The organism is Vibrio sp. YQ_11, from assembly GCF_043103065.1.
Lineage (GTDB): Bacteria > Pseudomonadota > Gammaproteobacteria > Enterobacterales > Vibrionaceae > Vibrio > Vibrio parahaemolyticus.
Genome location: NZ_JBICJM010000009.1, coordinates 201,017 through 223,827, shown reverse-complemented (window position 1 = coordinate 223,827; position 22,811 = coordinate 201,017). Strand labels below are relative to the sequence as shown.

Below are 22,811 nucleotides of genomic sequence, written 5' to 3'. Positions count from 1 at the left end.
TTGAGACAAAGTGGATAGAAGAACGCGCTATTAAGATGAGAAATGAAAGATAAAAAAATGCCCGCAATAAGCGGGCACTGAGTATTCAAGTCTAAAGACAGGAATTAGAAGTCGTAACGTAGACCTAGAGCTAGCTCGTCTTCTGCATCTGCTTTAGATGCTGTAGTGTTGCCACCAGCTTTACCTAGTTTATCGCCAGAGTCGATTAGGTTGAAGTTGTATGAAACGTAACCACGGAAGTTAGGCTTGAAGTAGTAAGATGCATCAACAGCGAAGTTGTTAGCAGAAGTTTCGTTGTTAGTTTCTGCGTTGTTGTACGTTGTTGTGAATACTGTTTGACCTAGAGTGTAAGCACCAGCTAGTTCGTAACCAGTGTAGTCACCTTCAGTTTTCGCTTTTTCACCGTCAGTGAAGATACCAGCGAAGTATAGGTCACCCATAGTGTAAGATGCAGCTAGCATGTATTCGTTAGCTTCATCTTGGTCTGCATAACCAGCACCTAGCTCAAGACCGGTGTCTGCTACTGCGTAGATTGCAGATAGAGAGTAGCCGTCTTGTTTGTTGTCTGTGTATTCACCGTTTACTTCTTCACGGTCAGCAAAGCGGTAGCTAGCTTTAACGTTTAGGTTTTCGAATTGACCTTTGTAAGACATCATGTTGTCTGAACGGTCAGCCACTGCTAGTTTGTCAGCTGCTGAGTTACCGTGGTAAGCCATGATATCTGTGAAATCAGTGATAACGCCTAGTGCACCTTCGTTTTTACCGTAAGTGAACTCACCCCATGCACCGCCAAGACCAGCGTATGCGTAACGAGTGTCTAGGTTGCTGTTTCCATCCACACCGCCGTTTTCAGCTGTAGTAAACTCACCTTCCCAGAAACCAACACCGTATAGGTTATCGTTGATTGCTTGAGTACCAAGGAAGTTTAGACGGATACGAGAGTTGTCTTGAGCGTCGCCATCTTTCATAGATAGACGTGCTTCAGCGCGGCCGCCCATTTCTAGAGAAGTGCCGTCTTGGTTGTAAAGTTCAGCTGCGTTAACGCCAGTTGCCATAGCTGCTGCAGATACAGAAAGAGCAATTAGAGTCTTTTTCATCTTATTTGTCCTAGTTAGCTGTCCATAATCATTGTTGTATGGGGGAGAGATGACCTCTCACAAGTTATTGGTCTATATTTGGCTTCATCTGCGAGAGTTTTCCGCAACTGTAAGCCTTTGATGTAACAACTTGCTGGACATGTTTTACTGCTAAAGTTTCATGATGAGTTAGTAAAATGATATAAATCATGCTGATGAACACTGTTCGATTGTGGTTGGTTGTTTATTAAGTAGTTGTTTTACATATACTAATGCTTCGATGACATTGGCCTGACATTGATTAGTTTTTATGTTTTTTGATGTTTTTAGTGTAATGAACAGTGTTGTTTTTCAATAAATTGCGATAATGAGTGGATCTAAAATTGATTCGGTTCATTATGCTGCAAAGGCATAGCAATGTTGAATTTCGAATTAAGATGATTTCGCTCAGGAGTTTGTTTACACTAGTTGAAAATACATCTTTAACCGCACTACCTAGTCCTACGACTGGGTGGGCTTTTTATTGTCCAAAGACCCATTTGGGCTTGAGGTTACATAATGGAAAAAGTTCCAATGACACTACGTGGCGAACAAATGCTACGTACAGAACTAGAACGTCTACTTAAGCTACGTCCTCAAATTTCAGAAGCGATTGCTGAAGCACGAGAACTAGGTGATTTGAAGGAAAATGCTGAATATCATGCCGCTCGAGAAGAGCAGGGTATTTGTGAAGCGCAAATCCGTGACATTGAATATAAGCTATCTGTTGCGCAAGTAATTGATGTAACTAAAATGGAAAACACTGGCAAGGTTATCTTTGGTTCAACGGTGACTTTGATTGATGTCGATACCGATGAAGAAAAGACATATCAGATCGTTGGTGACGATGAAGCTGATATTAAAGCTGGCCGTATTTCAGTGAGCTCTCCAATTGCTCGTGGCTTGATCGGCAAGATGGAAGGCGACGAGGTTGCTATCCAGACTCCTGGTGGAGCGAAAGATTTCGAAATTGACCGAGTTGAATACATCTAAGTGGCATCTTGAATGCCCACTATTTGTTAAATGCAAAAAAGGTCGCCAATGGCGACCTTTTTCTTCAACAACGTAAGTGAATTACTTACGAGGAATTTCGATTTTACGCTCTTCAGACTGGCGGTATAGCACAAGCACTTTACCAATTGTCTGAACTTTTTCAGCGCCTGTCTCACGTACGATAGCGTCAATGATTAGCTGTTTTGTTTCACGATCTTCTGAAGCAACTTTTACTTTGATCAGTTCGTGATGGTTTAGAGCGATTTCAATTTCTGCTAGCACGGCTTCTGTAAGTCCATTTGCGCCCATTAGCACAACAGGTTTTAAACTGTGAGCCAGGCCTTTTAGGTGCTGCTTTTGTTTGGTGCTTAGGTTCATTACGCGGCCAATTTTCTTTAAAATAAGGGTTGAAAAAAGCTATTTTAACGCCATCTATTGCTGAAGACTATAATTTATTGAGTAATAGGTTGTGCCTATTAAAACAATAGCTCCTATTTGCGCCTTGTTGGGATTAAAATGAGTAAACAAAAACATTCGGCTAGTTCTGGTCGTTGGTTGAAAGAACACTTTGATGATAAATACGCGAATGAAGCCCGTAAAAAAGGATATCGTTCACGTGCGTACTTCAAGATTGATGAAATCCAAACAAAAGATAAGTTGTTAAAACCTGGCATGACAGTGGTCGATTTAGGTGCTGCTCCGGGTGGATGGTCTCAATATGCTGCTAAAATAGTAGGAGATAGTGGTCAGATTATTGCTTGTGATTTACTTCCTATGGATCCAATAGCTGGTGTAAGTTTCTTGCAAGGTGACTTCCGAGACGATGCCGTGTTAGAGGCGTTGCTTGATAGAATTCAACCATCAATGGTTGATGTTGTAATGTCTGATATGGCGCCGAACATTGCAGGTAACAACTCTGTCGATCAACCACGCGCAATGTATTTAGTTGAATTGGCTTTAGATATGTGTCGACAAGTTCTAGCGCCTAATGGTAGCTTTGTCGTAAAGGTTTTCCAGGGTGAAGGCTTCGATCAATACGTGAAAGAAGTCCGAGACATGTTTAAAGTCGTAAAAATCAGAAAACCAGACTCATCGCGAGCGCGCTCCCGAGAAGTCTTTGTTGTAGCCACTGGTTACAAAGGTTAACTATTTTGCTCTTTCGGGAGCGTGTTAACACTATAGCTACAGTGAGTGAACTGTAGTACCCTACCTTTAATTACAATTAGTTATCGAGAGGCTTACACCTTGAGTGACATGGCAAAAAATTTAATTCTGTGGCTTGTTATCGCTGTCGTATTGATGTCGGTATTCCAGAGCTTTGGCCCTGGAGAAAGCAATGGCAGAACCGTGGATTACACCACGTTTGTACAGGAAGTTGGCCAAGGCCAGATTCAAGAAGCAACTTTTAAAGACGGTGAAATTAGCTTTGTTCGTCGTGGCGGCGGTGCCAAAATGGTCACTTACATGCCTGTGTATGATCAGAAGCTTCTAGATGACCTAATTAACCAAAACGTGAAAGTGCAAGGAACGCCTCCTGAAGAGCAAAGCTTGCTTGGCACAATTTTCATTTCTTGGTTCCCAATGATCTTACTGATTGGTGTGTGGATTTTCTTCATGCGTCAAATGCAAGGCGGCGGCGGTAAAGGCGCTATGTCTTTCGGTAAGAGTAAAGCTCGAATGATGAGCGAAGAACAAATCAAAACCACTTTCGCTGATGTTGCAGGCTGTGACGAAGCAAAAGAAGACGTAAAAGAACTTGTTGATTACCTACGTGATCCAAGCCGTTTCCAAAAACTGGGTGGTAAGATTCCAACTGGTGTTTTAATGGTTGGTCCTCCAGGTACGGGTAAAACGTTACTTGCAAAAGCTATCGCAGGTGAGGCAAAAGTACCGTTCTTTACTATTTCAGGTTCCGATTTCGTAGAAATGTTCGTTGGTGTTGGTGCATCTCGTGTACGTGACATGTTCGAGCAAGCGAAGAAAGCCGCGCCTTGTATTATCTTTATCGATGAAATCGATGCTGTAGGTCGTCAGCGTGGTGCTGGTGTAGGTGGTGGTCACGATGAACGTGAGCAAACACTGAACCAAATGCTAGTAGAAATGGATGGTTTTGAGGGCAACGAAGGTATTATCGTTATTGCTGCGACCAACCGCCCAGACGTATTAGACCCTGCATTGCTACGTCCGGGTCGTTTTGACCGTCAAGTGGTTGTAGGTCTTCCTGATGTACGCGGTCGTGAACAGATTCTAAAAGTACACATGCGCAAAGTGCCATTAGCTGGTGACGTAGAGCCTTCTTTAATCGCTCGTGGTACACCAGGTTTCTCTGGTGCAGACCTAGCCAACTTAGTTAACGAAGCTGCGCTATTTGCTGCACGTGGTAACAAACGCAATGTCTCTATGGTTGAGTTTGAGTTAGCGAAAGACAAAATCATGATGGGTGCAGAGCGTCGCTCTATGGTGATGTCAGAAGAGACCAAAGAGTCAACAGCGTACCATGAAGCTGGTCACGCGATTGTTGGCCGTTTAGTTCCTGAGCATGATCCAGTGTACAAAGTGTCTATCATTCCACGTGGTCGTGCACTTGGTGTAACGATGTACTTGCCAGAACAAGACCGCGTAAGTATGTCTCGTCAGCACTTAGAGTCTATGATTTCAAGCCTGTATGGCGGTCGTCTTGCTGAAGAGCTAATTTACGGTCCTGAAAAAGTATCGACAGGTGCTTCCAACGACATTGAACGGGCGACAGATATTGCTCGTAAGATGGTGACACAATGGGGCTTCTCTGAAAAACTTGGTCCTCTACTTTATGCAGAAGATGAAGGTGAAGTATTCCTTGGTCGTAGCGTAACGCAGACTAAACACATGTCTGATGATACCGCTAAGCTGATCGATGACGAGGTTCGTCAAATCATCGACCGCAACTACGACCGTGCGAAAAAGATTTTGGAAGACAACATGGACATCATGCATGCGATGAAAGATGCGCTAATGAAGTATGAAACCATTGATGCTCGCCAAATTGATGATCTCATGGAACGTAAAGCGGAAATTCGTGAGCCAGCAGGCTGGGGTGATAACCCAATGAATAAGCCAAAGGATGACGATAAGTCTCAAGCAACGCCTGAAGTGAAAGAGGAAGAGAAAGCAACGGATTCTGCGAATGCCGCAGAGCAAGTTACTTCTCAAGATTCTGCTTCAAGTGAAGTTCCAGAAAAGAAAGACTCTGAATAAAGAGTGTTGATAATAATAAACCCCGAGTTAGCTCGGGGTTTTTGTATTTATTATGATTATTACAGCAAATAACAAATCTCTCGACCTTTCTCGTCCACATGTAATGGCGATTCTTAATGTTACCCCTGATTCATTTTCTGATGGTGGTAAATTCAATTCTTTAGAACTTGCTCTTGCTCAAGTTGAAAAAATGATTACCGCAGGGGTTAGCATCATTGATGTTGGTGGTGAGTCTACACGCCCTGGTGCGCCAGATGTCTCTCTAGAAGAAGAGCTGCAACGCGTTGTTCCTGTTGTAAAGGCCATCCGCGAAAAATACGATGTATGGATCTCTGTCGATACCAGTAAAGCAGAAGTAATGCGTCAGGCTATCGCTGTTGGTGCGGATCTAATTAACGATATCCGTGCGTTACAAGAACCTGGTGCACTTCAAGTTGCGGCTGCATCAAAACTACCTGTTTGCTTAATGCATATGAAGGGGCAACCTAGAACTATGCAGGAAAGCCCTCAGTACGAGAACTTGATGGATGACGTCGCTCAGTTTCTGGAAGAGCGCATAGCTGCTTGTGAAGCCGTAGGTATCAATAAGTCTCAACTTATCCTCGATCCTGGTTTTGGCTTTGGCAAAACCATTGAACACAATTATCATATGCTCGCTCATCTCGAGAAGTTTCATGAGTTCGGTCTGCCTATCTTGGCGGGTATGTCTCGTAAATCAATGATTTTCAAGCTGCTTGATAAGCCAGCAGCAGATTGCACTAACGCCAGTGTGGTTTGTGCCACGATTGCTGCCATGAAAGGCGCGCAGATCATTCGTGTTCATGATTTTGAAGAAACTATTGAAGCAATGAAAATTGTCGAAATGATGCAAAACAATATTTAAAAATAATAAAGGTAAGTTTATGTCGAATAAAAGACGTTACTTTGGTACGGACGGTGTACGCGGTAAAGTTGGACAGTACCCAATCACTCCAGACTTCGTACTTAAGCTTGGCTGGGCTGCTGGTCGTGTACTAGCAAAACAAGGCACAAAGAAAGTTATTATTGGTAAAGATACTCGTATCTCTGGTTACATGCTTGAATCTGCACTAGAAGCTGGTCTTGCTGCCGCAGGTCTGAAGGCAACCTTCACAGGTCCAATGCCGACACCTGCTGTCGCTTACTTAACGCAAACTTTCCGCGCAGAAGCGGGCATTGTGATTTCTGCATCGCATAACCCATATTACGACAACGGTATTAAATTCTTCTCATCTGAGGGCACAAAATTGCCTGATGATATCGAGCTTGCTATCGAAGCTGAATTGGACAAAGACATTGAATGTGTTGAGTCTTCTGAATTGGGCAAAGCGACTCGTTTAAATGATGCTGCAGGTCGTTACATCGAGTTCTGTAAAAGCACATTCCCATCGACACTAAGTCTCTCTAACTTAAAGATCGTCGTTGATTGCGCTCATGGTGCTACCTACCATATTGCTCCAAATGTCTTCAAAGAACTTGGTGCAGATGTAATCGCGATGGGTGTTGAGCCAAATGGTATCAACATCAATGAAGAAGTCGGTGCTACAGACGTTCGCGCGCTACAAAAACGCGTTGTAGAAGAGCAAGCTCATCTTGGTCTTGCATTCGATGGTGACGGTGACCGTATCATCATGGTTGATCATTTAGGTAATAAAGTCGATGGTGACCAAATTGCTTACATTATCGCACGTGATGCTTTGCGTCGTGGTGAACTAAAAGGTGGCGTGGTTGGTACGTTGATGACTAACCTAGGTATGGAAAATGGCCTGAAGCAATTAGGTATTCCATTTGTTCGTGCAGCTGTCGGTGACCGCTATGTAATGGAGCAATTGCTGGCTAAAGGCTGGAAGATCGGTGCCGAAAACTCTGGTCACGTTATCTTGCTAGATAAAGTAACAACGGGAGATGCGATTGTTGCTGCTCTACAAGTGCTTGCTTCTGTTGTTGGCAGTGACATGTCATTGCACGACTTGTCGCAAGGCATGACGCTTTACCCACAAGTTTTAGAAAATGTACGTTTCGCTGGTGAAAACAACCCTCTAGAAGCGCAAGCAGTACTGGCTGCTGTAGAAGAAGTTGAAGCTGAGCTAGGCGATAAAGGTCGCGTTTTACTACGTAAATCAGGTACAGAGCCTTTGATTCGCGTAATGGTAGAAGGTGAAGATGCCGAGCTTGTTCAAAGCTCAGCGCTTAAGATTGCGGATGCAGTAAAAGCAAGTTGTTAATCATTGCTTTAACGTATTTAAAGAAAGAAAAGGGCAAGTTTTGCCCTTTTTTTGAGCGCTTAACCCGCCGACATTGATTTTTTACTAATTTTCCCTTGTCAGCGTTACTGGCTTTCGCTAGTATTGCTCCGCCTCCCGTTAGGAGGTCGCTAGCCTTGTTCATTAACGATGTTTCGATATTGAACGGCGCTGGCTCAACAATTTGGAACATAGGTGGAAAAAATGTTTTCAGTTCTACTTGTGATTTACCTGTTGGCAGCGCTTGGTGTGATTGGCCTTGTGTTGATTCAACAAGGTAAAGGCGCAGATATGGGAGCCTCGTTCGGTGCTGGTGCTTCAAACACAGTGTTTGGTGCTAGTGGCTCAGGTAATTTCTTAACCCGAACAACTGCTATTTTAGCAACCGTATTTTTTGTCGTTAGCTTGCTACTTGGTCGTATGTCTACACACAAGACCGAGTCTCAATGGGTAGACCCAACATTAGGTCAACCAGTAGTTGAACAAGTTAAAGACGCAGCGAGTGAAGTTCCAGCACCTACTGGTGATGAAATTCCTCAATAAGCTGTAAGGTTTTGTGCCGAGATGGTGAAATTGGTAGACACGCTAGCATGAGGTGCTAGTGCCTTAGGTGTGAGGGTTCGAGTCCCTCTCTCGGCACCATGTATTTACAAACTTGTAAATCACTTGTTTGCGAGTATAATGCTCAGCAAGTCGGACGCGGGGTGGAGCAGCTTGGTAGCTCGTCGGGCTCATAACCCGAAGGTCGTCGGTTCAAATCCGGCCCCCGCAACCAATCTCCTTCTTTGAATAAAGAAGTTGCAGATTGGCAAGTTTGCGTAGTGCTAACCACACTACGAGTTAAGAAAAGTAATTTTGACTATTCTTAACGTATCAGGGTCCAGCAGCATAAAACCCCGACTATCGGGGTTTTTTGTTATCTGAGTTTTTTAAATGACTCAGGTCACTGCTTGGTTTTTTGATTGGGCTCTGAGCCCTTTTTTTGTTTCTGGAGTGGTTTAAATGACTGGTTTAGAAAGACAACTTACTGAAATGCTTGAAGCGCCAGTAGAGGCATCAGGCTATGAGTTAGTTGGATTAGAATTCATTCGTGCTGGCGCGCACTCAACGTTACGCATCTACATCGACCATGAAAATGGTATTAACGTGGACGACTGTGCAGAAGTTAGCCACCAAGTAAGTGCAGTGTTAGACGTTGAAGATCCAATTTCTGTTGCTTACAGCCTAGAAGTGTCTTCTCCAGGTTTAGAAAGACCACTATTCAAAGCAGCACATTACGAGCAATTTATTGGTCACGAGGTCAGCATCGTTTTGAAAATGGCTGTAGCAAACCGTCGTAAGTGGAAAGGCATTATCCACGGCGTGGATGGCGAAACAGTGACAGTTACTGTTGAAGGTCAGCAAGAAGAGTTTGCTTTAAGTAACATTTCAAAAGCTAACCTGATCCCTAAATTTTAGGTCCCTAAAAAAGTTTAAGCTTAGAGGCTAAATACAATGAGTAAAGAAATTTTAGCGGTAGCAGAAGCGGTATCGAACGAAAAAGCGGTACCTCGTGAGCGTATCTTTGAAGCTCTTGAGATTGCTCTAGCAACTTCTACAAAGAAAAAGTACGAAATCGAAATCGACGTTCGTGTTGCTATTGACCGTAAAACTGGTGAGTTTGTAACTTACCGTCGTTGGTTGGTTGTTGACCAAGTAGAAAGCCCAACGAAAGAGATCTCTCTAGAAGCTGCTCAATATGAAGATGATTCAGTTGAGCTAGGCGATTACGTAGAAGATGAAATCGAATCAGTAACGTTTGACCGTATTACGACTCAAACGGCTAAGCAAGTTATTGTACAAAAAGTTCGTGAAGCTGAACGTGCACAAATCGTTGAGCAGTTTATCGACAACGAAGGTGATCTAATCACTGGTGTTGTTAAGAAGGTAAACCGCGACACAATCGTTCTTGACTTAGGTAACAACGCAGAAGCTGTAATCCTACGTGATGACCAACTTCCTCGTGAAAACTTCCGTCCAGGTGACCGTGTACGTGGTCTTCTGTACAAAGTCGCTCCAGAAGCGCGTGGTTTCCAATTGTTTATCACTCGTTCTAAGCCTGAAATGCTTGAAGAACTATTCCGTGTAGAAGTTCCTGAGATCGCTGAAGAAATCATCGAACTGAAAGGCGCTGCTCGTGATCCTGGTTCTCGCGCTAAGATCGCAGTGAAAACAAATGACAAACGTATTGACCCTGTTGGTGCGTGTGTTGGTATGCGTGGCGCACGTGTACAAGCTGTTTCTGGTGAGCTTGGTGGTGAGCGTATCGATATCGTGCTTTGGGATGATAACCCAGCGCAATTCGTTATCAACGCAATGGCTCCAGCAGACGTAGCTTCTATCATCGTGGATGAAGATGCACACTCAATGGACATCGCAGTTGAAGCCGACAACCTAGCACAGGCTATCGGTCGTAACGGTCAGAACGTACGTTTAGCATCTCAGCTAACGGGTTGGGAGCTGAACGTAATGACAGTTGCAGATCTTCAGAAGAAACACGCTGAAGAATCACAAGCGTCTATCGAAAACTTCATGAAGTACCTAGACATCGAAGAAGACTTTGCTCAGCTGCTTGTTGAAGAAGGCTTCTCTACTCTAGAAGAAATCGCATACGTTCCAGTTAACGAGCTTCTAGAAATCGACGGCCTAAACGAAGAGCTTGTAGAAGAGCTACGTGGTCGTGCGAAAGACGCGCTAACAACAATTGCATTAGCACAAGAAGAATCTTTTGAAGGTCTAGAGCCTGCAGACGATCTACTAGGTCTTGAAGGTCTAGAGCGCGAAATGGCATTCAAACTGGCAGCTAAAGGTGTAGCGACACTGGAAGATCTAGCTGACCAAGGCATTGACGATTTAGAAGGTATCGAAGGCCTGACCGAAGAACGTGCAGGCGAGCTAATTATGGCCGCACGTAACATCTGTTGGTTCGGCGAAGAAGCATAATTTCGGCAAGGAGGAAAGCGGCATGACACAATTAACAGTTAAAGCACTGAGTGATGAGATTGGTACGCCAGTCGACCGCTTGATTGAACAACTTGCTGACGCTGGCATGAAAAAGGCGAGCTCTGACAATGTAACTGATGAAGAGAAGCAAAAGCTTCTCTCTCATCTAAAGAAAGAACACGGTGATAAATCTGGTGATGCAGAGCCGACTCGCCTAACGCTTCAGCGTAAAACTCGTAGTACACTTAGTGTGAATGCGGGTGGTGGTAAGAGTAAGAATGTTCAGGTTGAGGTGCGCAAAAAACGTACATACGTGAAGCGTAGCACAATTGAAGATGAAGCTAAGCGCGAAGCAGAAGAAGTAGCAAAACGTGAAGCAGAAGAAGCAGCAAAACGCGTAGCAGAGGAAACTGCTAAGCGTGAAGCTGAAGAAGCTGCAAAACGTGAAGCTGAAGATGCTGTAAAACGTGAAGCGGAAGAAAAAGCGAAACGCGAAGCTGAAGAAAAAGCGAAGCGCGACGCAGATACGAATGCACAACGTAATGCTGAAGAAAAAGCAAAACGTGATGCTGAAGAGAAAATTAAGCAAGAAGCAGCGCGAAAAGAGGCCGACGAGCTTAAACGTCGTCAGGAAGAAGAAGCTAAGCGTAAGGCTGAAGAGGAAAGTCAGCGCAAGCTTGAGGAAGCTCGCGAATTGGCTGAAAAGAATAAAGAGCGTTGGTCTGCTGCAGAAGAGAAAAAGGGTGATATGGAAGATACAGATTACCATGTAACGACTTCACAATACGCACGTGAAGCCGAAGATGAAGCAGATCGCAAAGAAGAAGCCGGTCGTCGTAATAAGAAGAAGAAAAAACCTTCGACTAAAGACGAGCAGGCACGCAATAGCGGTCGTAGCCAACGTGGCGGTAAAGGCGGCCGTAAAGGTAAGCTAGCTAAACCAACATCAATGCAGCACGGCTTTGATAAGTCGGCGACTGTTGCTAAGCAAGATGTTGTGATTGGCGAAACAATTGTTCTTTCAGAACTTGCTAACAAGATGTCGGTTAAAGCGACAGAAGTTATCAAAGTGATGATGAAGATGGGCGCTATGGCGACTATCAACCAAGTGATCGACCAAGAAACAGCACAGCTTGTTGCTGAAGAAATGGGTCACAAAGTTGTTCTTCGTAAAGAGAACGAACTGGAAGAAGCAGTACTATCTGACCGCGACACTAATGCTGAATCAGTACCTCGTGCTCCAGTTGTAACGATCATGGGTCACGTTGACCATGGTAAAACGTCAACACTTGACTACATCCGTCGTACACACGTTGCTTCAGGCGAAGCTGGTGGTATTACACAGCACATCGGTGCTTACCACGTTGAAACTGAAAACGGTATGATCACGTTCCTTGATACTCCTGGACACGCGGCGTTTACTGCTATGCGTGCTCGTGGTGCTCAAGCGACAGATATCGTTGTTCTTGTAGTTGCAGCAGATGATGGCGTAATGCCACAAACAGTAGAAGCGATCCAGCACGCGAAAGCGGCAGGCGTTCCTTTGATTGTTGCTGTGAACAAGATCGATAAAGAAGATGCGAACCCAGACAACGTTAAGAATGAGCTAGCTCAATACGACGTAATCCCTGAAGAATGGGGCGGTGAGAACATGTTCGTTCACATCTCTGCAAAACAGGGTACAAACATTGATGGTCTGCTAGAAGCAATCCTTCTTCAATCTGAAGTTCTAGAACTTACAGCTGTGAAAGAAGGTATGGCGTCTGGTGTGGTAGTTGAATCTCGTCTTGATAAAGGTCGTGGTCCAGTTGCTACAGTACTAGTTCAATCTGGTACGCTACATAAAGGCGACATCGTACTTTGTGGTCAAGAGTACGGCCGTGTTCGTGCAATGCGCGACGAACTAGGTCAAGAAATCACAGAAGCAGGTCCATCTATTCCTGTAGAGATCCTTGGTCTTTCAGGTGTGCCAGCTTCAGGTGACGAAGCTACTGTAGTACGTGATGAACGTAAAGCACGTGAAGTTGCTAACTACCGTGCTGGTAAGTTCCGTGAAGTGAAACTTGCTCGTCAGCAGAAATCTAAACTAGAGAACATGTTCTCTAACATGACTGCTGGTGAAGTTGCAGAGCTTAACGTTGTTCTTAAAGCTGACGTTCAAGGTTCTGTAGAAGCTATCGCAGACTCACTACTGAAACTATCGACTGACGAAGTGAAAGTGAACATCGTTGGTTCTGGTGTTGGTGGTATTACTGAGACTGACGTAGTACTAGCAGAAGCTTCAAACGCAATCATTCTTGGCTTTAACGTACGTGCTGATGCATCTGCTCGTCGTGCAGTTGAAGCCGCAGCAGTTGACCTACGTTACTACTCAATCATTTACCAATTGATTGACGAAGTGAAACAGGCAATGGGCGGTATGCTTGCTCCAGAATTCAAGCAAGAGATCATTGGTCTTGCTGAAGTTCGTGACGTGTTTAAGTCACCGAAACTGGGCGCAATCGCTGGCTGTATGGTTACTGAAGGTCTAATTAAGCGCAACAACCCTATCCGTGTTCTACGTGATAACGTTGTTATTTACGAAGGTGAACTAGAGTCACTACGTCGCTTTAAAGATGACGTTCAAGAAGTTAAGAATGGCTACGAATGTGGTATCGGCGTTAAGAACTACAATGACGTTCGCGTTGGTGACCAAATCGAAGTATTCGAAATCGTTGAAATTCAACGTACTCTAGACTAATTGACTAAAATTACTCATATTATCTTTGATAGATAAGTAGTAATTGGTTGTTGAATACACCATGGGGGGCTGGCTTTGACCAACCCCCCATTCTTTCTATATAAGAGAAAAGATATGTCAAAAGAATTTAGCCGCACGCAGCGTGTTGCACAGCAGCTGCAAAAAGAATTAGCAATGATCCTTCAACGTGAAGTTCGTGATTCACGTTTGGGTATGGTTACCATTTCCGATGTGGAAGTCTCTCGTGACCTTGCTTACGCAAAAGTGTTCGTGACTTTCCTATGTGTAGGTGAGCAAACACCAGAATCATGCCTAGCGGCACTACGTGAGCATGAAGTTCACATTCGCATGATGCTTGGTAAGCGTATTCGTCTGCGTCTAACCCCAGAAATCCGCTTCTACTACGACAACACGCTCGTAGAAGGTATGCGTATGTCTAACCTAGTAACCGAAGTGGTTAACTCAGACAAGCAGAAGCAAAAGAACTCTGGCCGTGAGGACGAAGAATAATGGCTCGTCGTCGTAAAGGTCGTCCAATTAATGGTGTTATCTTGTTGGATAAACCAACAGGTATCTCTTCCAATGATGCACTGCAAAAAGTAAAGCGAATCTACTTTGCTGAGAAAGCGGGTCACACTGGTGCGTTGGACCCTCTAGCGACGGGTATGTTGCCGATCTGTTTAGGTGAAGCAACCAAGTTTTCTCAGTTCCTACTGGATTCAGACAAACGCTATCGCGTGATCGCAAAACTTGGCGAACGTACTAACACTTCAGACTCTGATGGTGAAGTGGTAGAAACGCGACCAGTAGATGTGACTTTCGAGAAACTAGAAGCGTGTATTGAGAAGTTCCGTGGCGAATCTGACCAAGTGCCTTCGATGTTTTCTGCTTTGAAATACCAAGGCAAACCTCTGTACGAGTACGCTCGTAAAGGCATCGAAGTTCCACGTGAGTCTCGTAAAATTACGGTATACGAAATCATTCTTCACCGTTTTGAAGGTGATGAAGTTGAGATGGAGGTGCACTGTTCAAAAGGCACTTACATTCGTACTATCGTCGATGACTTGGGCGAAATGCTCGGTTGTGGTGCTCACGTAACTATGCTGCGCCGCACAGCTGTAGCCAAGTACCCTTACGAGAAAATGGTGACTCTTGAGCAGCTTAATGAGCTGCTTGAGCAAGCTCATCGTGAAGAAATCGCTCCTCGCGAGTTGCTCGATCCACTGCTTATGCCAATGGACACTGCAGTTGAAGACTTACCAGAAGTAAACCTAATTCCTGAATTAGCAGATATGGTTCAGCATGGCCAACCGGTTCAAGTATTAGGTGCACCAGAGCAGGGGGCTCTACGCCTGACTATGGGCGAAGAGCGTTTGTTTATCGGTGTTGGTGAAATGAACGATGATGGTAAGATCGCACCAAAACGTTTAGTCGTTTTCCGCGACGAAGAGTAATCTCTATCTCACTTGAAAAATACCGGCATTTAGGCCGGTATTTTTATATTGCGCCTATAAGCAAACTTCCTTATAATTCGCGCTTCTCGTGTCGGCTGAATCAGAGATTGGCTGGCACAAACATTAACTTACTCTTATTAGGAGAGAATTATGTCTCTGAATGCAGAAACTAAAGCAGCAATCGTTGCAGAATACGCACAATCTGAAGGCGACACTGGTTCACCAGAAGTTCAAGTAGCTCTACTTACAGCTTCTATCAACCACCTACAAGGTCACTTCAAAGCTCACAAAGGCGATCACCACAGCCGTCGTGGTCTTCTACGTATGGTTTCTCGCCGTCGTAAGCTTCTAGATTACCTAAAAGGTAAAGATCTAGCTCGCTACCAAGACCTAATCAAGCGTCTAGGCCTACGTCGCTAATAAGCGACTGCATAGCAGTTTGTCAAAAAAGGGGCTTTATGCCCCTTTTTTGTTGCCTCTAATTTATTTTTTGACTGCTATAGCTTAGCCAAATCATCCTTAAGCCGTTATAATACTTGCGGCTTAATCTTTTGATACCGTTCTAGATGAGTGATTAGTCGCTGATTAGTCGCTGATTAGTCTGGTATATTAGATTTTTATTAAACTCATAGCATTACAGTCAACCTCGTCGACCAAAAGGTCGCGGCTATTAAAAAGAAATTTAGGTAAGTTTCTTTTCACTAGTCGCGATTCGTAATGCCTTGAGTGTTTATTAACACACCTAAGCGGCTATTTATCGGTGCGCTTAGAAACAAGGAATAACAATGTTCGAAAAACCAGTTGTTAAAACGTTCCAGTACGGTAACCACACGGTTACTCTAGAAACTGGCGTTATCGCACGTCAAGCTACAGCAGCAGTTATGGTTACAATGGACGATACAGCAGTATTCGTTTCAGTTGTTGGTAAAAAAGAAGCAGTAGCGGGTCAAGACTTCTTCCCACTAACTGTAAACTACCAAGAGCGTACTTACGCTGCAGGTAAAATCCCAGGTGGCTTCTTCAAACGTGAAGGTCGTCCATCTGAAGGCGAAACGCTAACAGCTCGTCTAATCGACCGTCCAATCCGTCCACTATTCCCGGACGCGTTCAAAAATGAAGTGCAAGTTATTGCAACGGTTGTATCTGTAAACCCAGACGTTCAACCAGATATCCCAACAATGATTGGTACATCAGCGGCTCTTGCTATCTCTGGTATTCCATTCAATGGTCCTATCGGTGCAGCACGTGTTGGTCACATCGATGGTCAGCTAGTTCTTAACCCTAGCCAAACTGAGCTAAACGCATCGCGTCTAGATCTAGTGGTTGCAGGTACAGAGTCTGCGGTACTAATGGTTGAGTCAGAAGCTGACAACCTAACTGAAGAAGAAATGCTAGCAGCAGTTGTGTTCGGCCACGATCAACAACAAGTTGTAATCAACGCTATCAACGAGTTCAAAGCTGAAGTTGCTACTCCAGCTTGGGATTGGGTTGCTCCAGAAGAAAATACAGCACTTAAGACTAAGATTGCTGAACTTGCTGAAGCTAAGCTTGTTGAGGCTTACCAAATCACTGAGAAAATGGCTCGTTACGACCGCATCCATGAGATTGCAGCAGAAGTAAACGAAGCACTGCTTGCTCAAGATCCTGAAGCGGATACTAAAGAAATCCACACAATCTTCCACGATCTAGAGAAGACTGTTGTACGTCGTAGCATCATCGCGGGTAACCCTCGTATCGATGGTCGTGAGAAAGACATGGTTCGTGCGCTAGACGTACGTACTGGTGTTCTTCCACGTACTCACGGTTCTGCACTGTTCACTCGTGGTGAAACTCAGGCCCTAGTTACTGCGACTCTAGGTACTCAACGTGATGCACAAATCATCGATGAGCTAACTGGTGAGCGTAAAGATCACTTCCTACTACACTACAACTTCCCTCCATACTGTGTGGGTGAGACTGGTTTCGTAGGTTCTCCTAAGCGTCGTGAAATCGGCCACGGTAAACTGGCTAAGCGTGGTATTGCAGCTGTAATGCCATCTGTTGACGAGTTCCCATACACAGTTCGCGTTGTATCAGAAATCACGGAATCTAACGGTTCATCTTCAATGGCGTCTGTATGTGGTACATCTCTAGCACTTATGGATGCTGGTGTGCCAATCAAAGCATCTGTTGCGGGTATCGCGATGGGTCTTGTGAAAGAAGGCGATGACTTTGTTGTTCTTTCTGACATCCTTGGCGACGAAGACCACCTAGGTGACATGGACTTTAAAGTAGCAGGTACTAGCACTGGTGTTACTGCACTTCAAATGGACATCAAGATCGAAGGTATCACTAAAGAGATCATGCAAATTGCGCTTAACCAAGCACAAGGCGCACGTAAGCACATCCTATCTGTAATGGATGAAGCGCTTGCTGGTGCTCGTGACGATATCTCTGAGTTCGCTCCACGCATCCACACAATGAAGATCAGCGCAGAGAAGATCAAAGACGTTATCGGTAAAGGTGGTGCAGTTATCCGTGCTCTAACTGAAGAGACTGGTACAACTATCGAAATCGAAGACGACGGTACAATCAAGATTGCAGCAACTGAAGGTGCAGCAGCGAAAGAAGCTATCCGCCGTATCGAAGAGATCACTGCTGAAGTTGAAGTAGGCCGTATCTACACTGGTAAAGTGGCTCGTCTAGCTGACTTTGGTGCGTTTGTAACGGTTCTACCAGGTAAAGATGGTCTAGTACACATTTCTCAAATCGCTGAAAAACGCGTTGAGAAAGTGTCTGACTACCTAACTGAAGGTCAAGAAGTTCAAGTTAAAGTTCTTGAAATCGACCGTCAAGGCCGTGTACGTCTAAGCATGAAAGAAGCGGTAGAGAAGCCTGCTGAAGAAGCAGCGGCAGAAGCAGCGGCAGAAGCACCAGCAGCGAAAGAAGAGTAATCTGAAACTCGCCTTTCGGTCTTTTATTAGCTTAAGAGCCTGAAAGCATGCTATAAAGGGGAGCATTTTCGCTCCCTTTTTTTTTGGCCTGTTTCGAGGAGTTTGACCTCAAATGAGGTTATTTATCCTATAGTGCATTAAGGAAACAGACCCAAGGCGGTCCAAACAGGAGTATCAATTAGTGAAATGGTTTCAAACCGCAAGTTTATGTGTTGCTATCGCGCTGACCGGTTGTGCAAATACTTCTCAGCATTCAGCACTGAAGTGGCTTTACCCACCAATGGCTGTGCCTTTACAACCGAGCGTTCAACAAGAAGTTCAAATTGCGCGTTTATCACAACTACTGCAGCGCCCTGATCTCAGCGATGAAGTGCGTGCCAAAATGCACTATGAACGTGGTAATTACTACGACAGTGTTGGCTTGCGTGACCTTGCTCGTTTGGATTTCAACCAATCATTGCAGTTGAACCCAGCTCAGCCAGATATATTTAATCTTCTCGGCGTTTACTTTACTCAGGTTGGAGAGTTTGATGCGGCATACGAAGCATTTGATTCAACACTCGAACTTGCACCAGATAACTCTTACGCAGAGCGCAATCGGGCGATAGCGCTATACTACGGCGGTCGTATTGATTTGGCCTTGGAAGATATGACCAAGCATTATCAAGAGATGCCAAGCGATCCATTTCGCGCATTGTGGTTATACATCATTGAAGCGGATCAAAACCCTGAGCAAGCAAAAGCAAACCTTCAGCAGCGTTACCAACAAGATCGCAGTGAAGAATGGGGTTGGGTGTTAGTCGCTCTTATGCTACGCGATGTTTCTGATGAAGCGGCTCTTGCTGCGATTATGGATGGTACGCGAGAAAACTATCGCCTTGCTCAGCGATTGACGGAAACCTATTTTTATCTCGGTAAACGTCATCAATTGGAAGGTGACATCGCCAGCGCGATTTCGTTGTATAAGCTTGCCATTTCGTTGAATGTGTACGAGTACGTTGAGCATCGTTACTCTTTCTTGGAGTTAGCACAAATTTATGACCAACTTCAGCAAGATAGGTTGGCCAAGCTAAAAGCCGCCGAGCAACAAGAACAACAATAATAATAAAGCCGCTTCCATAAGCCGCTTCCATAAGCGGCTTTTTTACGCTTGATGATTGAGATAACTCGCTTTAGAATAGTTAGCCTTGCTAACTAATTGGTGAATCTTTATGGCTTTAGAAGAGAGTTTGATCGATTTGGAGCGTTTTTGCGCCAAAGCTTGGCGTGTTTACGCTAAAGAAGATCCATTGTCTCATCTTAGCTTTAACGAATTTGATTACTTACGCGTAATTCAGGTGTTTCCTGAAGGCGTTCGTATTACTGATCTTGCCGACGAGTTACAGGTAACCAAACCTTCTGCCTCCAATATGGTGGTGCGTTTAGAAAAGAAAGGGTTAGTGAAGCGTATTGCTTGCAATGAAGATGCTCGCGCAAAGCGTATCTTACTGACGGAAGATGTCGCTGAAAAAATGTCTTTAGAACAAATTGTTTATAAGGATATTTCGGATCAAATGATGCTAAAGCTAAATGAACAAGAAGCCAAACAATTGCAGTCGCTACTCAATAAAGCGCTTGGAAATTAATTCAAAAATTCATTTATTTAACTATTTAGTTAGCTTTGCTAACTATTGGTGAGAATCATGCAAAACTCCATTTATAAACAGTTTTGGAAATATACCATGCCAACTGTCGCAGCCATGTTGGTCAATGGGCTATACCAAGTCGTCGACGGTATTTTTATTGGCCGTTACGTTGGCGCTGACGGATTGGCGGGCATCAATGTTGCTTGGCCAGTGATTGGTAGCATTCTGGGAATAGGGATGATGGTTGGTGTGGGAACGGGAGCCCTGACTTCCATCAAGCAAGGAGAGCAAGATCAACAAGGTGCGAAACGGGTCTTAACCACAGGCTTGCTATTTTTGTTGGCCCTGATGCCTATTGTCGCAACGATTCTGTTTTTCTTTGCTGATGACTTTATTCGTTGGCAAGGCGCTCAGGGGCGAGTGTACGAGTTGGGCTTGCAATATCTCCAGATACTAATCGTCGCGTGTATTTTTTCACTTGGTTCTATTGCTGTTCCATTTTTGCTACGTAACGACAACAGCCCTAACTTAGCCACAATTTTGATGGTGATAGGTGCAATCATTAACATTGTGTTGGACTATGTTTTCATTGCTTGGATGAATTGGGAGCTAACAGGGGCGGCTATTGCGACCGCATTGGCACAGATGGTTGTCACCGTGCTAGGTGTGGGCTACTTCTTCTCTTCTAAAGCGAAGTTACGTCTAACATTTAGAGAGTTGAAAGTGCAATTGGATGCTATTCCTAAAATTGTGCTTATCGGGACATCCAGCTTTTTTATGTACGCTTATGGATCTACGATGGTAGCTCTGCACAACGCGTTATTCGCACAATACGGCAGCCCGCTTTTGATCGGCGCTTACGCCATTTTAGGCTATATCGTGACGGTCTATTATCTCGTGGCGGAAGGCATTGCCAATGGTATGCAGCCTTTGGTGAGCTACAACCATGGCGCACGAAATCAAGATAACATTCGTAAGTTGCTACAAATTGCTATGGGGGCATCGGTTTTAGGTGGTGTTGTGTTCGTGGTATTGATGAACCTTTTCCCGTACCAGCTCGTATCCGTCTTTAATGACGCGGATCAGCAGCTTATCGAAAGTGCTGTGGTGGGAATTCGTCTCCACATGTTCGCACTGTTTCTTGATGGTTTCTTAGTGGTAGCAGGAGCTTACTATCAATCGGTCAACAAAGGCAGTAAGGCGATGTTTGTGACGGTAGGTAATATGCTTATCCAACTGCCATTCTTGTTCATCATGCCAAAACTGTTGGGTGTGACAGGCATTTGGATTGCATTCCCGCTATCCAACATTGCGTTAAGTCTGGTTGTGATGAGTATGCTTTGGCGTGATATCAAAAAGTTGATGGTGGATAGCCCAGTAGAACCGAGCATCCAAGCGTCTTAAGTTGGCAGCAGAAAAGCGAGGCTAGTGCCTCGCTTTTTACTTTGTCGGAAGAGTTAAATGTTCTTCACTTCTAAGCCAGCCAATTGATGCCAGTAACCGTTGCATTGGCGGCTTGATAGTTTGTCTGGATTTGAGCCTTGCTCGTTGGAACGGAAGCGATCCAATTCTGAGAAGGTACTTACGCCTAATGGACTCAAGCGAACGACATCAACGAGTCCTTGCATGCTTGGCAGATCGTTGATCAGGTTGTAACAGTAGCCCGATTGCGTTTGGATGCCATTTAAGTTGAAGACTTCTTGTCCCTCTTGGCTGCTTACTTGGATACCGGTTGGGTATTTTATGCAGCAAGTTTCGCAATCATCCTTCGCTTTATTTTCCGCACGCGCTGTGAAGCAGCGAGCCGAGTAGGCTAATGGCAAATAGCCGTGGCTAAAGACTTCGACTTCGAATTTGTTACGAATCCCTAAGTCTTCACATTGTGTCAGAGTATCGCTTAGCCATTCACGAGATAGCTCAACCGGCATACACCAACGAGTCATCCCTTGTTTTAAAAACAGGTTCAAGGTGTGTGCGTTGTAAGTGTTAATTGCTGGGCCAACGACAAATGGGACTTTGTGTTCAGACGCCAGTTGAACCGCGGACACGTCATTTGCTTCAATCGCGAAGTCACCATTATCGATATACTTCTTCATGATATTGACTTCGCTTGGTGCTTCCAACAATGCCATGGTGGAAAGCACCACTTGCTTACCGGATGCCGACAGGTCTTTGGCAATATCGAACCAATGAGCAGGTTTCATCTCGCGACGTTTTGAACAAACGGTTTCACCCAAGTAGATAATGTCTGCCGAGCTTTCTTTCGCTTGTAAGTAAAATGCTTCGATATCTTGTTTTGGCCAAAAGTACAGCAGTGGGCCAAGTGCGTATTTCATTGAATTTTCCATCTTAACCTCTACTGCCATTTACGGTGGTATGCACCCAGCGTGGTTTGCGTACCTTCAGAAACGTTCGCCAGGGCGGCATCCCAAGCTGCTTCGACTTGGTAAGCTTCTGGGTTTGCTTGGTAACGATCAATTGCTGCGCGCCAAGTGCGAGTAACTTGCTCTACATAGGCAGGGCTGCGTTGACGGCCTTCAATTTTTACCGACGCTACGTTTGCTGCAAACAGTTCAGGAAGCATAGAGAGAGTATTTAAACTGGTTGGTTCTTCCAGCGCGTGGTAACGTTTTTTCTCGCCTTCAATTTCAGCTTCAAAGCGGCCTTTACAAAGCGTTGGATAGCCTGCGTTTTCACCCGCGCAGTAACGGTCGATCAAAATGTTGTTTAATCGAGACTCCAAGCCTTGTTCAGTTTCTTGCCAGCGCACGTATTTCGCTGGAGAGCAGGCTCCTACCGTATTTGGTGATTCACCCGTCATGTAAGACGACAAGTAACAACGACCTTCAGACATGATGCACAGACTGCCAAACGCAAATACTTCCAGCTCGACATCACTGGTGATGTTGCGCGACAGTTGTTTCACCTGATGAATGGACAACACGCGAGGCAATACCACACGTTTAACGTTGAAGTTTTGCTTGTAGAAATCAATTGCAGCTACGTTGGTAGCAGAAGCTTGCACGGAAAGATGTAGCTCAAGCTCAGGGTATTTGCGAGCAGCGTACTCAAGAACAGCAATGTCAGCGACAATCAGTGCATCTACGCCCAATGCCGCTGCATTATCGACGGCGTTCGTCCAGCGTTCAAAACCGTTTGGATGGGCAAAGGTATTGAGTGCAACGTGGATCTTTTTGTTGTGGTCATGCACATATTGCACGGCCTTTTCTAGTTTTTTACCGTTGAAGTTCAAACCAGCAAAGTGACGCGCGTTGGTATCGTCTTTGAAGCCGATGTACACGGCATCTGCACCGCAATCAATCGCGGTTTTTAGCGCAGGCAGGTTACCCGCAGGACACAAGAGTTCCATATGCTCACAATCATAGAGAAGGAAAAGGTGCCCGCATTTTATGAAGAATTATGAATAGCTAATTTGACCTAAGTTAGGTTTAGCTCAATAAACTCAATATTTAC

Annotated in this window: 20 protein-coding genes and 2 tRNA genes; 18 read left to right on the top strand and 4 right to left on the bottom strand. The window is 44.7% G+C overall.

Translation table 11 applies throughout. The annotated features are described in order from the left end of the window. Positions 1-104 precede the first annotated feature (104 nt). On the bottom strand, positions 105-1,097 hold the full coding sequence (locus ACF8EG_RS06805) for a porin (protein ID WP_025535683.1): 993 nt from the start codon (positions 1,095-1,097) through the stop codon (positions 105-107). A 537-nt stretch (positions 1,098-1,634) separates the two neighbouring features. On the opposite strand from ACF8EG_RS06805, the gene greA reads away from it, so the two are divergent. Next, on the top strand, positions 1,635-2,108 hold the full coding sequence (gene greA, locus ACF8EG_RS06800) for a transcription elongation factor GreA (protein WP_005485311.1): 474 nt from the start codon (positions 1,635-1,637) through the stop codon (positions 2,106-2,108). A gap of 81 nt (positions 2,109-2,189) precedes the next feature. On the opposite strand, the gene yhbY is transcribed toward greA, so the two are convergent. Further along, on the bottom strand, positions 2,190-2,486 hold the full coding sequence (yhbY, locus tag ACF8EG_RS06795) for a ribosome assembly RNA-binding protein YhbY (RefSeq protein WP_005380066.1): 297 nt from the start codon (positions 2,484-2,486) through the stop codon (positions 2,190-2,192). 138 nt (positions 2,487-2,624) lie between these two features. Between yhbY and rlmE the strand changes: the two genes are divergently transcribed. The 17 genes from rlmE (at position 2,625) to vmrA (ending at position 20,741) form a co-directional block, all read left to right on the top strand. Next, a complete protein-coding gene (rlmE, locus tag ACF8EG_RS06790) occupies positions 2,625-3,254 on the top strand; it encodes a 23S rRNA (uridine(2552)-2'-O)-methyltransferase RlmE (protein ID WP_005494062.1) in 630 nt (209 codons plus the stop codon). A gap of 108 nt (positions 3,255-3,362) precedes the next feature. Next, positions 3,363-5,342 (top strand): ATP-dependent zinc metalloprotease FtsH, encoded by a 1,980-nt coding sequence (gene ftsH, locus ACF8EG_RS06785; protein WP_021447645.1) that lies wholly within the window; start codon positions 3,363-3,365, stop codon positions 5,340-5,342. Between the two features lie 52 nt (positions 5,343-5,394). Then, the gene (gene folP / locus ACF8EG_RS06780; protein ID WP_206926093.1) at positions 5,395-6,225 is read left to right on the top strand and encodes a dihydropteroate synthase; all 831 of its coding nucleotides are present in this window, start codon (positions 5,395-5,397) and stop codon (positions 6,223-6,225) included. Positions 6,226-6,244: 19 nt separating this feature from the next. Continuing rightward, on the top strand, positions 6,245-7,585 hold the full coding sequence (gene glmM / locus ACF8EG_RS06775; protein WP_005481562.1) for a phosphoglucosamine mutase: 1,341 nt from the start codon (positions 6,245-6,247) through the stop codon (positions 7,583-7,585). A 222-nt stretch (positions 7,586-7,807) separates the two neighbouring features. Continuing rightward, positions 7,808-8,146, top strand: coding sequence for a preprotein translocase subunit SecG (gene secG, locus ACF8EG_RS06770; RefSeq protein ID WP_005481580.1), 339 nt, complete (start codon positions 7,808-7,810; stop codon positions 8,144-8,146). A 15-nt stretch (positions 8,147-8,161) separates the two neighbouring features. After that, positions 8,162-8,245, top strand: a tRNA-Leu gene (locus ACF8EG_RS06765). Between the two features lie 56 nt (positions 8,246-8,301). After that, positions 8,302-8,378: transfer RNA gene (locus tag ACF8EG_RS06760), tRNA-Met, on the top strand. A 227-nt stretch (positions 8,379-8,605) separates the two neighbouring features. Further along, a complete protein-coding gene (rimP, locus tag ACF8EG_RS06755; RefSeq protein ID WP_005456065.1) occupies positions 8,606-9,061 on the top strand; it encodes a ribosome maturation factor RimP in 456 nt (151 codons plus the stop codon). 36 nt (positions 9,062-9,097) lie between these two features. Beyond that, on the top strand, positions 9,098-10,585 hold the full coding sequence (gene nusA, locus ACF8EG_RS06750) for a transcription termination factor NusA (protein WP_005456069.1): 1,488 nt from the start codon (positions 9,098-9,100) through the stop codon (positions 10,583-10,585). Positions 10,586-10,607: 22 nt separating this feature from the next. Next, entirely contained in the window at positions 10,608-13,325 is a 2,718-nt protein-coding gene (infB, locus tag ACF8EG_RS06745; RefSeq protein ID WP_005481598.1) for a translation initiation factor IF-2, read from the top strand. Between the two features lie 114 nt (positions 13,326-13,439). Continuing rightward, a complete protein-coding gene (gene rbfA, locus ACF8EG_RS06740) occupies positions 13,440-13,835 on the top strand; it encodes a 30S ribosome-binding factor RbfA (RefSeq protein ID WP_005456060.1) in 396 nt (131 codons plus the stop codon). Continuing rightward, the gene (gene truB, locus ACF8EG_RS06735) at positions 13,835-14,779 is read left to right on the top strand and encodes a tRNA pseudouridine(55) synthase TruB (protein WP_069507392.1); all 945 of its coding nucleotides are present in this window, start codon (positions 13,835-13,837) and stop codon (positions 14,777-14,779) included. The genes rbfA and truB overlap by 1 nt, the downstream gene beginning before the upstream one ends. Positions 14,780-14,929: 150 nt before the next feature. Next, positions 14,930-15,199 (top strand): 30S ribosomal protein S15, encoded by a 270-nt coding sequence (rpsO, locus tag ACF8EG_RS06730; protein ID WP_005456110.1) that lies wholly within the window; start codon positions 14,930-14,932, stop codon positions 15,197-15,199. A gap of 365 nt (positions 15,200-15,564) precedes the next feature. Beyond that, on the top strand, positions 15,565-17,712 hold the full coding sequence (gene pnp, locus ACF8EG_RS06725; RefSeq protein ID WP_069507391.1) for a polyribonucleotide nucleotidyltransferase: 2,148 nt from the start codon (positions 15,565-15,567) through the stop codon (positions 17,710-17,712). Positions 17,713-17,893: 181 nt separating this feature from the next. Continuing rightward, the gene (gene nlpI / locus ACF8EG_RS06720) at positions 17,894-18,814 is read left to right on the top strand and encodes a lipoprotein NlpI (RefSeq protein ID WP_005481586.1); all 921 of its coding nucleotides are present in this window, start codon (positions 17,894-17,896) and stop codon (positions 18,812-18,814) included. Positions 18,815-18,923: 109 nt separating this feature from the next. Continuing rightward, positions 18,924-19,337, top strand: coding sequence for a MarR family winged helix-turn-helix transcriptional regulator (locus ACF8EG_RS06715; protein ID WP_020841231.1), 414 nt, complete (start codon positions 18,924-18,926; stop codon positions 19,335-19,337). Positions 19,338-19,394: 57 nt separating this feature from the next. Next, the gene (vmrA, locus tag ACF8EG_RS06710; protein WP_020841230.1) at positions 19,395-20,741 is read left to right on the top strand and encodes a sodium-coupled multidrug efflux MATE transporter VmrA; all 1,347 of its coding nucleotides are present in this window, start codon (positions 19,395-19,397) and stop codon (positions 20,739-20,741) included. A gap of 53 nt (positions 20,742-20,794) precedes the next feature. On the opposite strand, the gene ACF8EG_RS06705 is transcribed toward vmrA, so the two are convergent. Further along, entirely contained in the window at positions 20,795-21,673 is an 879-nt protein-coding gene (locus ACF8EG_RS06705) for a U32 family peptidase (RefSeq protein WP_005481567.1), read from the bottom strand. 20 nt (positions 21,674-21,693) lie between these two features. Further along, entirely contained in the window at positions 21,694-22,707 is a 1,014-nt protein-coding gene (locus tag ACF8EG_RS06700) for a peptidase U32 family protein (RefSeq protein WP_005456088.1), read from the bottom strand. Positions 22,708-22,811 lie beyond the last annotated feature (104 nt).